Source organism: Sphingorhabdus sp. (genome assembly GCF_046596595.1).
Taxonomy (GTDB): domain Bacteria; phylum Pseudomonadota; class Alphaproteobacteria; order Sphingomonadales; family Sphingomonadaceae; genus Sphingorhabdus_B.
Genome location: NZ_JBKJMB010000076.1, coordinates 1 through 3,505 on the forward strand (window position 1 = coordinate 1; position 3,505 = coordinate 3,505).

Genomic DNA, 3,505 nt, shown 5'->3' on the forward strand with positions numbered 1-3,505 from the left:
TATATCGGGCGCACCCTGACTGGGTGTTGGGCATAGAAGCGGTCGAACAAATACCCTTCCGATCGCAACTCGCGCTCGACATCAGCCGACCGGAAGTATCGGATTATCTTTTTGGTCTCATCGACGAAATTTTGCGCGACCACGCAATCAGCTACATCAAATGGGATATGAACCGCGACTTGAGTCACCCAGGTGGCGCTTCAGGCGCGCCGCGCGCTCTTGCACAGGTTTCGGCGTTACATGCGCTGCTTGACCGCGTGAGACATGCGCATCCAAATGTGGAGATCGAAAGTTGCTCTTCCGGCGGTGCCCGTGCCGATATGGGGGTGCTGGCGCATAGCGACAGGGTTTGGACATCCGACAGTAATGACGCGCTTGACCGGCAAGTTATCCAGCGCGGCGCAAGCTTTTTCCTGCCGCCTGAAGTTATGGGCTGTCATATCGGTCCAGCGCGCTGTCACGTAACTGGGCGGCGCCTGTCTATGGCTATGCGTGCAGCGACGGCTTTCATGGGTCATATGGGGCTTGAACTGAATTTGCTTACCGAGCGCGCTGCTGATCTTGAGGTTCTAAAATCTGCAATTGCCCTGCACAAACAACACCGTTTTTTGCTGCATGACGGCGACCTATACCGACTGGATACCGCGCCGCAGATTATCGCTAGCGGCGTTGTGGCGCGCGACCAATCAGAGGGGATCTATTCGGTGGCTTACGTGGCCAGTGACCCCAAGGTTTTGCCGGGGCATCTCAAGTTCGATGGTCTTAACCCAAACCGCCACTATCGGCTCAAGCTTATTTGGCCTTTCGACTGGCAGCCCATTAAGGGACCATCCGCGATTGAAACGCTGGACCTGATGGGTCAGGGTGCAGTGTTCAGCGGCGCGGCGCTTATAAACAGCGGGTTACAACTGCCGCACGCGCATCCTGAAACCTGCCTGTTATTTTACGTCGTGGCGACCTGAAGCGCCGCGATCCGGTCGCGTGCGTGGATAAGGTCGTCCACGAAATTGCGGCGTTCCTGCGCGGCTGTCTGCGCATCGGGAAGGCGCAGTAAATAGCTCGGGTGGATCGTCACCAATACGGGAACGCCCTCAATGCTTTCCAACATGGTGCCGCGGTTGGCGGTGATGGCGACATTTTTCCCCGTCAGGCTTCTTGCGGCTGTCGCACCCAAAGCAATGATAAGGTCGGGCTGAACCATCTCCATTTCACGCTTGAGCCACCAGCGGCAGTGATTGATCTCGCCCACATTTGGCCGTTCGTGAATGCGGCGCTTGCCCTCTGGCCGGAATTTGAAATGTTTGACGGCGTTGGTCACATAAGCTTGTGCGCGGTCCAGTCCAGCTTCGATGAGGGCCGCGTCAAATATCTGCCCGGCAGGCCCGACAAAAGGCCGTCCTTGCATATCCTCTTGGTCTCCTGGCTGTTCACCGACGAACATCAAATTTGCGCGCTCGGGGCCCTCGCCAAACACGATTTGAGTTGCGGGACCGAACAAGGGGCAACGACGGCAGCGCGCGGCTTCGGCGTGAAGCGATTTTAACGTGTCGGCCAGCGGTGCGGCTGTTTCGTTTTCGATCATCGCCAGTTCGCGGTTCCGCGCGGACTGAATTAATTCGGAAACCAAGGCAGTCTCGGGCATATTATGCCAATATTTTTTGGGCATCTCCTTCAACATGGCCTTCACCTTCAAGCGGGCGGGGTTGAAGATCGACCCGTAATAGGTTTTCCATTGCTCCTCAATCGCATCCTCGGACGGCGCATCCTCCTTGCGAGCGGCCGGGCCTTCCAGCAATTTGTCCTTGTCCCAATATATGGATAATTGCGGCGTTAGAATCGACCAACGCATGCCGGCAAACCGGCGGACGAAGAAAGACGCGTTCGTCCGAACAATATGATGCTCAGGTTCAAACCATGCGACATAATGTTCTTCATGATCCTCCTCGATGCGCCGAAAACGGACGAAGGCACGCATCTTGTGAATGTCCCGCCGAACGGTTTTAGCCATGATGTCGAGCTTCCGCAAAAGCGGGTCGGCGCGATCACCCATATGCCGCCGCCCCGCCTTTAGGTCGATCAGCAGTTGAAATAACAGCCCGAAGCGTTCTGGATCATTGTGGCAAATTACCGAGCGCGACAGCTCGGCAAAACCTTTCGGTACACCAATGGGGGCAGCCTCAATCGGGCTTTCGGGATTAGCAAAAAGGTCGGTGCGTTGCGCGCCGACCTGCCAGACCACGTCGGCTGGCTTGGCACCAAGCCGAAGCAAGCCACGGCATTGCGCACGCCATCCGTCAAAATCATCTTCGCTTTCCAAACGGGCGGTAATCACGCAAATAGTTCCAGCTGTTGTACCTTCGGCGCGATCGACGCGCGCAGATGCTCCATATCCGTGAGCGCGCCGGGGCTCCACGCTTCTGCGGTGATGAAGGGCCGGATTTTGGTGATCGATACGGTCAGCCTGCCGACATCCTCCAACCGAAGCCGCCGCCAGCGCCGCGCCTTGATGATTGCATCGACCGCTTTGGTGCCAAGCCCGGGCACCCGCCACAACATGGCTTTTGGCGCGCTGTTCACATCAACGGGGAATTGCGCGCGATGCTTAAGCGCCCAGGCTAGCTTGGGATCAATGTCCAAGGGCAACATGCCGTCGGTGTCGGCGGCATCCACAACCTCTTGCGGCGCAAAACCATAAAAGCGCATCAACCAGTCCGATTGATACAGCCGGTGCTCGCGCATCAACGGAGGGCGTTGCAATGGCAGTACCGCGCTTGCGTCCGGAATCGGGCTGAATGCCGAATAATACACGCGGCGCAATCCGAATCGGTCGTAAAGGCCATTGGCACGGCGTACGATATCACTGTCCGTTGCGGTGTCCGCGCCAACGATCATCTGAGTCGACTGGCCAGCGGGCGCAAAATTGGGTGCGCTTCGATATTTCTTCTTGGCGTCGCGGCCATCGAGAATGGATTCTTTCAACCCTCCCATCGCGCCCTCGATGCGTTCTTCCGATTTTTCGGGAGCAAGCTTTTGCAACCCTGCGCGCGTAGGGAGTTCAACGTTGATCGACAATCTGTCCGCATGGCGACCCGCTGCTTCCAACAATTCCGGATCGGCATCGGGAATGGTTTTCAGATGGATATAGCCGCGAAAGTGATGGTCCTCACGCAGGCTCCGCGCGACCTCGACAATTTGCTCCATCGTGTAATTCGAACTTTTGATGATTCCCGACGAGAGAAACAACCCTTCGATATAATTGCGCTTATAAAAGTTGAGCGTGAGATCGACCACTTCCTTGGGCGTAAACCGCGCACGACGGACATTCGAGCTCTTGCGGTTGATGCAGTAATGGCAATCGAAAATGCAGCTATTGGTCAGCAAAATCTTTAACAACGAGATACATCGGCCATCGGGCGCATATGCATGGCAAATGCCCATGCCCTCGGTCGATCCAATCCCGCCTGCTTTGCTGCTTGACCGTTTTGCGGTCCCGGACGATGCACAA

General features: G+C 56.5%; 3 protein-coding genes. 1 reads left to right on the forward strand and 2 read right to left on the reverse strand.

Translation table 11 applies throughout. The features are described from left to right. A partial coding sequence (locus tag ACLL9E_RS07810; protein ID WP_411291177.1) for an alpha-galactosidase occupies positions 1-962 on the forward strand: 962 nt, incomplete at its 5' end. Here ACLL9E_RS07810 and ACLL9E_RS07815 read toward each other — a convergent pair. Together ACLL9E_RS07815 and ACLL9E_RS07820 are read right to left on the reverse strand one after the other, a co-directional pair. Further along, complete coding sequence (locus ACLL9E_RS07815; RefSeq protein WP_411291178.1) at positions 944-2,332, reverse strand: UdgX family uracil-DNA binding protein; 1,389 nt, start codon at positions 2,330-2,332, stop codon at positions 944-946. The genes ACLL9E_RS07810 and ACLL9E_RS07815 overlap by 19 nt on opposite strands. Next, on the reverse strand, positions 2,329-3,505 hold a 1,177-nt coding region (locus tag ACLL9E_RS07820; RefSeq protein WP_411291179.1), incomplete at its 5' end, for a putative DNA modification/repair radical SAM protein. The genes ACLL9E_RS07820 and ACLL9E_RS07815, both read right to left, overlap by 4 nt.